8 protein-coding genes are annotated in these 6,108 nt (G+C 68.9%); 4 read left to right on the top strand and 4 right to left on the bottom strand.

All coding sequences use genetic code 11. The features are described from left to right. Positions 1 to 515: hypothetical protein (locus tag LAO51_19750; protein ID MBZ5640979.1), on the top strand; the 515-nt coding region annotated here is incomplete at its 5' end. 21 nt (positions 516 to 536) lie between these two features. Here LAO51_19750 and LAO51_19745 read toward each other — a convergent pair. Next, entirely contained in the window at positions 537 to 1,004 is a 468-nt protein-coding gene (locus tag LAO51_19745) for a DUF1579 domain-containing protein (GenBank protein MBZ5640978.1), read from the bottom strand. 11 nt (positions 1,005 to 1,015) lie between these two features. Further along, positions 1,016 to 1,606, bottom strand: coding sequence for a DUF2846 domain-containing protein (locus tag LAO51_19740; GenBank protein MBZ5640977.1), 591 nt, complete (start codon positions 1,604 to 1,606; stop codon positions 1,016 to 1,018). A gap of 141 nt (positions 1,607 to 1,747) precedes the next feature. Between LAO51_19740 and LAO51_19735 the strand changes: the two genes are divergently transcribed. Continuing rightward, positions 1,748 to 2,584, top strand: coding sequence for a glycosyltransferase (locus LAO51_19735; protein MBZ5640976.1), 837 nt, complete (start codon positions 1,748 to 1,750; stop codon positions 2,582 to 2,584). A 74-nt stretch (positions 2,585 to 2,658) separates the two neighbouring features. Further along, complete coding sequence (locus tag LAO51_19730; GenBank protein MBZ5640975.1) at positions 2,659 to 3,189, top strand: hypothetical protein; 531 nt, start codon at positions 2,659 to 2,661, stop codon at positions 3,187 to 3,189. Positions 3,190 to 3,223: 34 nt separating this feature from the next. On the opposite strand, the gene LAO51_19725 is transcribed toward LAO51_19730, so the two are convergent. Continuing rightward, positions 3,224 to 3,619, bottom strand: a complete 396-nt coding sequence (locus LAO51_19725) for a DUF2752 domain-containing protein (GenBank protein MBZ5640974.1) — start codon at positions 3,617 to 3,619, stop codon at positions 3,224 to 3,226. Positions 3,620 to 3,796: 177 nt separating this feature from the next. On the opposite strand from LAO51_19725, the gene LAO51_19720 reads away from it, so the two are divergent. Continuing rightward, positions 3,797 to 5,176 (top strand): MFS transporter, encoded by a 1,380-nt coding sequence (locus LAO51_19720; protein MBZ5640973.1) that lies wholly within the window; start codon positions 3,797 to 3,799, stop codon positions 5,174 to 5,176. Positions 5,177 to 5,183: 7 nt separating this feature from the next. Here the strand turns inward: LAO51_19720 and LAO51_19715 are convergent, their stop codons facing one another. Next, positions 5,184 to 5,927, bottom strand: coding sequence for an endonuclease/exonuclease/phosphatase family protein (locus tag LAO51_19715; GenBank protein ID MBZ5640972.1), 744 nt, complete (start codon positions 5,925 to 5,927; stop codon positions 5,184 to 5,186). Positions 5,928 to 6,108 lie beyond the last annotated feature (181 nt).

Below are 6,108 nucleotides of genomic sequence, written 5' to 3'. Positions count from 1 at the left end.
AGACCCAGGAGCAGCCCCTCGAGGTTCGGCCCGACCCGAGGGCGAAAGCGACCGAGACCGAGCTCGAGAGGCAGTTCGAGCTGGGGATCAAGGTGCGCGACCGGTTCACCGACCTGCACCGCGGGATCAACCGGCTGCGGGAGGTCCGCGCGCAGCTCGACGCGCTTTCGGCGCGCCTGGCCCTGGACCCGGCGCGCCGGCCTCTCGCCGAGCGGTCGCGGGCGATCACGAAGTCCCTGACCGCCGTCGAGGAGCAGCTGGTCCAGGTGAAGATGAAGAGCACCGAGGGGAACCTCCGGTTCCCGAGCATGCTCAACGAGCAGCTGGACACGCTGCGGTACGTCGTCGAGTCGGCCGACGGGACCCCTTCGGAGCCGGTCTACAAGGTCTTCGACGAGCTGTCGTCGCGGCTCGACGCGCAGCTCTCGGCGCTCGCGACCCTTCTCGACCGCGACCTGCCGGCGTTCAACGAGGAGGTCCGGGCGGCCGGCGTTCCGGCGGTCTCGGCCCCCTGATCGAGGGGCAGGCGCCTCGGCTCAGAGGCGCGCGTAGCTACCTTCCATCATCCGGGACCACGCCTGCCCGTCGCGCGACGTCTCGATCCGGAACGCGTACCGGCCGTCCCCCTCGAAGGAGTAGACGTAGCGGCTGTGTCCCCACGGCGTCTTCTGCTCGAACGCCAGGGTGTCCCCCTCCCACGTGCCGAGCGCGGGGAGGGAATAGGCGTCGCCGCCCATCGAATCGAACCAGTGCATCGTGTACCGGCGCTGCTTCCCGTCCCAGCCGAACACGCCGTGGCCGCGGTAGACCACTTTCCCGTCGCGCTCCTCGGCGTAGTCCGTGATCAAGTAGAAACCGTCCACGTCGAGCCTCGACGTGAAGCGTCCTTCGGCCTTCCGGGTCTCCTGCACCCAGGGGGACGGGTGCAGCGTCTCCTCCCCCGTCCACGTTCCCTCGAGCGCTCGTAGCTTGTGGTGCTCGGCCTGCGGCTGGGGCATCTCCATCGGGTGTCCTCCTATTCCTTCTTGTCCTTCCGCGCCCTACGGTCGAGGTCCTCCTGCGTGTCCTTAAGGTGGTCCCGCGCGATCTCCTTCCCCTTCTCGATCCCTTGCGCGGTCATGACCGCGTGCTTCTTGCACTTGTCGAGAGCGGTCTTCCCCTCGGCCTCGCCGAGGACCTCGAGCTTGGTGCGAGCCCTGAAGCCCCCCATCTGGACGTGCTGCTGGATGTAATAGGTCTTGCCCGCCGAGACCTCGAGCTCCAGCGCGTCCACGTTCTCCGACTTCGACCAGAACACGTGCTTCCCGGGAGCGACCTGGGAGAAGAAGTAGCTGTGCCCCTTGTTGATGCCCAGGATCTCGTCGTCGCAGAGGAAGAAGCTCTTGATCGCGAACCCGACCATCGCCGGTCGGACCACGTAGACGAGGGCCTTGTCGGGCTGGACCTCCCCCATGGGCCGCTCGTCCTCGAAGCGGACGTAGCCTCCCCCCTCTTCCTTGTCGTCGTCCTTCTCCCCGGCCAGGCACGGCCCCGCCTGGATCGCGACGGTGAGGAGCAGCGCGAAGACGGTCACGAGCGTGCCGAGGCCTTTCCATTTCCTGTTCATGTCTCACCCCCCTGGTGCCATTCGAGTCATCGAAGCCGCGCTCGCCGGGAATTGACACCCGGGCGCCGCGCGATTATAAGCTCCGATGTTCCCTGATGGTCCGAGCCCGGGCCGGGAAAACGATCCTCGGTGAAGGAAGAATTGGCGCCTCGCTACGTCGTCGGCCCCGGCGCGGAGAGCGATCCCTCCCGGCCGAGCCTCAGCGTCTGCATCGTGGGCCAGGACATGGCTCCGCGGATCGGCCCGCTCCTTGACCAGGCCGATGCCATCGCGGACGAGATCGTCTACGTGGACGGCGGGTCGAGGGACGGCTCCGCCGACCTGGTCGCGCGGCACCCCAAGGCGCGCTTCATCGTCCGGCCGTTCGACGGCAACATCGCGCGGCAGAAGAATTTCGCGCTCGACCAGGCCCGGTGCGACTGGGTCCTGATCCTCGACACCGACGAGCTCCTCGGGCCGCGCCTCCTCCGCCTGCTCCCGCGTCTCTTGCTCTCCCCCGCCCGGAGCGTGAGGTGCCCGCGGTACTGGCTGGTGGACGACCGGCACTACGTCCACGCCAGCGGCGTCTACCCGGACCGGCAGCTCCGCCTCTTCCGCAACGTCCCGGAGCTGCGCTACGACGAGGCCCATCTCATCCACCACCCCTTCCGACACGAGCAGCTCCTCGAGCCGTGCGTGCGCCTCAAGGGAGCCCATCTGCTCCATTACGACTTGATGTGGAACGACCGCGAGAGCCGCGAGGCGAAGGTCCGGCGCTACGAGAAGGCCCACCCCTCGTTGACGGGAGTGAACCGCTACTACCTGTACGAGGACATGCCTCACCGCATCGCGTCCTGCCGCGAGTACTGGGAGGGCGGCTCCCCCGGGACGCGGCCGGACGTCGTGCGCGCCGCGATCGACCGCTTCAGGCTGTGGCGGCTCGGCTCCACGGCTCGCCTGGGTCGACGCGCGGCGCCCGAGCCCGGTGGCGCCCCTTGACTCGCTGAAACCTGTCGGAATAGCGTGTGCACGCCGCTGCCCGTCAACGCGGGCGCGCGGCCCAGGAGGGGACCATGGAGGGGAGGCCAGAGATCATCGCGGCCGTCTTGACTTTCGCCCTCGTCGTGCTCGGCGTCGGCATCCTGATCAACGTGATCATCTGCGCGCTGCTCTCCAGCGCATTCAAGCGCGTGCCTCCGCAGTTCAGGCAGCTCGAGCCCGGGCTCGTGTGGCTCCTCTTGATCCCCTGCTTCTCCCTCGTGTGGAACTTCTTCGTGTTCCCTCGGCTCTCGCAGTCGTTCAAGAAGTACTTCGACGCGTCGGGCCGCCCGGAGGTCGGAGACTGCGGATCCGCGGTCGGGCTCGCGTACAGCATCACCTGCGCGTGCTGTCTCGTCCCCTACCTCGGCTGCGTCACGGGGATCGCCTCCCTGATCCTGCTGATCATCTTCCTGATCAAGGCCAACGATCTCAAGAACATGATCCCGATCGGCGCGGGCGTCCCCCCGGCGGCCCCCTCATCGCCGGGGCGCTTCTGCGGGTCGTGCGGCGCCGCCGTTTCCGCCGGCACGTCGTTCTGCCCGTCCTGCGGGAAGGCCGTCTGACCTCGGGCCGCCGCGAGCCGAGGCTCGGCAGGTCCTACGAGAGCCCCCGGACCGCGAGCCACATGCGGACCGTCCACCACAGGAGCATCAGCACGAGGGTGATCGCGACGGACCACCCCCACGCACGGTCCCAGCGCGGGACCCACGGCCGCCACCGCCCCATTGCTCCCGCGACGCGAGGAGGAAGCGCCAGCAGGATCAGCCCGAGAGCGGGAGCGCCGAACGGGTGCACGGCCCAGGATTCCTGAAGCCGGCCGTGCAGGAGCAGGACCACCGCGCGGGTCAGCCCGCAGGAAGCGCACGGCAGACCGGTCGTGAGCCGGAACCAGCAGAGGGTCGGCAGGCGGAGGCCGCCGAGCGCGAGCGCGGTGTCCCCGAACCGGACGACCGGCCGGAGCACCCATCCCGCGGCGAGCCCGCCGAGGATCATGGCGACGATCCCCGCCTGGGTCCGGCGGTTCAAGGGTCGGAGCGGCCCTGCGCCAGCCGCGCCGGCGAACTCTTCCGGCCGAGCTTCCATGACCGGGCATGATAGCGCCTCGCCGATGTTGTAGTCTTTCGCCTTCCAAGGGGCCGGGCAGCCCTCGTCGCCCGGCGAAGGAGAGCCATGGAGACCGCCGTCGAGCAGCCTCGCAAGAGTCCCTTGCGCGAGATCGTGCAGCCGTTCATCGACGTCGTCCGCGCGCCGCGGGCGCTGTGGGGGGTCAACCTCTCCTACCTGCTCGAGGGGATGTGCTACTTCGGGGTGGTCGGCTATCTCGCGATGTATTTCAACCAGTACGCGGGGCTGTCGGACGTCTCCGCCGGGGTCATGGTCGGCGCCCTGACCTGGGGCATCACGTTCTCGATGTTCCTGTTCGGCGGCCTCGCGGACAAGTGGGGGGTGAGGATCGCGCTGATCGCCGCCCTCGCGCTGATGCTGTTCGGACGGGTGCTGCTGGCAGGCGGTCCGACCCTCGGCCTCCCGCCCGCGGGGCTCTTCTCGGCGGTTCACGTGGTCGCGATGCTCGGCATCCTCCTGGTGGTCCTCGGCTACGGCATGTACCAGCCGGCGGCCTACGCCGCGGTCCGGCAGTTCACGACCCCCAAGACCGCAGGGATGGCGTACGCGATGCTGTACGCCCTGATGAATCTGGGAGGTTGGCTCCCGTCGTTCTTCCCCCCCATCCGCCGGGCGGTGGGGATCTCGGGCGCGATCTGGGTGTACGCCGCGATCACCGCGGCGGGGCTCGTGGCGACGCTCCTGATCCTCTCGCGGAAGACGGTGGCGACCGCGACGGCGCGAGCCCGTGAGGCCTCGGGTAAGGAGCCGGAGAAGCCGGCCGACAAGAGCGCGACGAAGGAGCCGTTCTCGGTGGTCCGCTGGCTCAAGAACCATCCGATGGCCGACCCCAAGTTCGCTTTCTTCATCTTCTGCCTCATCCCGGTCCAGACGCTGTTCGCCCACAACTGGCTGACGCTGCCGATGTACGTGGAGCGCGCCTACCGGGGGACCTGGATGGGCGACCACTTCGAGGTCGCGGTCAACTTCAACCCGCTGCTGATCTTCATCCTGGTGCCGATCGTCGCAGCGATCAGCCAGAAGGCGAAGGTCTACAACATGATGATCGCGGGCACCGCGGTCATGGCCGCACCGACGTTCCTCCTGGCCATCGGCCCCTCGTTCTGGACGCTGCTCGGATACCTGGTCCTGATGACCATCGGCGAGGCGATGTGGCAGCCGCGCTTCCTCCAGTACGCCGCCGAGATCGCCCCCGAGGGGCGCACCGGCGCCTACATGGGGGTCGCGCAGTTCCCGTGGTTCCTCACCAAGATGATCACGAGCTTCTACTCCGGCTGGTTCCTGACCCACTACTGCCCGCCGCAGGGGGAGACGCACACCGAGCGGATGTGGCTGATCTACGGCTTCATCGCGATCTCCTCCACCGTCCTGCTCTTCTCCGCGCGCAACTGGCTCGGCAAGGACTTCAAGACCCAGGCCGATTGACGGGCACCTACAGGTCGAGCTCGGCGATCACCGGGAGGTGGTCGCTGGCGATGCGGGAGATCGCGAGGCGGCACCGGCGGGCGGCCAGGACCCGGACCGGGCCGCGAACGTAGATCCGGTCGAGGCCGCCGGTGGGCGAGAACGACGGGAACGTGCGTATCGCGGCGCGGCGGCCGGTCCGCCGTTCGGTGGCGCATCGGAACCCGAGGAAGTCCGTGAACAGCGGCGCGAGGAGGTTGCGCCAGTCGTTGAAATCCCCCCCCACGAGGCAGGGGCGGCTCGCCGGGAGCGCCGCCAGCTCGGACGAGCGGACGAGGGTCCCCACCTGCCGCATCCGCTCCCGCGCGGACAGGCCGAGGTGCAGGTTGAACACCTCGACCTCGACCGGCCGCCCGTGGGGGCGCTCGACGCGGAGGGTGGTGTGCTGGCAGCCCCGGGACTTCCGCGCGTCGATGGTCAGATCGATGTTGCGCTCCTCCAGGATGGGGAACCGGGAGAGCGTGGCGTTGCCGTACCGGCCCCGGCGCAGCCGGACGTTGTGGCCGACGGCGAGGTGGGGGTAGTCGAGTGCCTCCTTGATCTCGAGGGCCAGGTCGAGCCGCCGGGAGCGGGGAACTCCCTCGTCCACCTCCTGGAGGAGCGCCACGTCGGGATCGTGGTAGGCCAGGATCTCGACGATCCGCTCGGGCCGGAAGCGGCGGTCGACGCCGATCGCCCGGTGGATGTTGTAGCAGAGCACCGTCACGACCACGCCGAACCCCGCTTCAATTTCATGCGCCTCTGCGTGTACTATGAGGTGCTTCGGACCCCGGGGCAAGACGCGGCATGGCAGACCGGCAGATCCCGATCATCATCCTGGGCGGCAGCGATCGCCGCCGCGTCCGGCTGCCCGCCGGCGCCCGCGAGAAGCACTCGCTGGCGGGGTACAAGGG

The organism is Terriglobia bacterium (assembly GCA_020073205.1).
GTDB lineage: Bacteria > Acidobacteriota > Polarisedimenticolia > Polarisedimenticolales > JAIQFR01 > JAIQFR01.
Note: the sequence above shows the minus strand (reverse complement) of the source record. Positions and strands in the feature narration are given on the sequence as shown.

What these genes read in the sequence shown, in the direction of transcription:
- LAO51_19745 (MBZ5640978.1), bottom strand. Translation starts at nt 1,004, where the DNA reads ATGGAGATGCCCCAGCCGCAGGCCGAGCACCACAAGCTACGAGCGCTC.
- LAO51_19740 (MBZ5640977.1), bottom strand. Translation starts at nt 1,606, where the DNA reads ATGAACAGGAAATGGAAAGGCCTCGGCACGCTCGTGACCGTCTTCGCG.
- LAO51_19730 (MBZ5640975.1), top strand. Translation starts at nt 2,659, where the DNA reads ATGGAGGGGAGGCCAGAGATCATCGCGGCCGTCTTGACTTTCGCCCTC.
- LAO51_19725 (MBZ5640974.1), bottom strand. Translation starts at nt 3,619, where the DNA reads ATGATCCTCGGCGGGCTCGCCGCGGGATGGGTGCTCCGGCCGGTCGTC.
- LAO51_19720 (MBZ5640973.1), top strand. Translation starts at nt 3,797, where the DNA reads ATGGAGACCGCCGTCGAGCAGCCTCGCAAGAGTCCCTTGCGCGAGATC.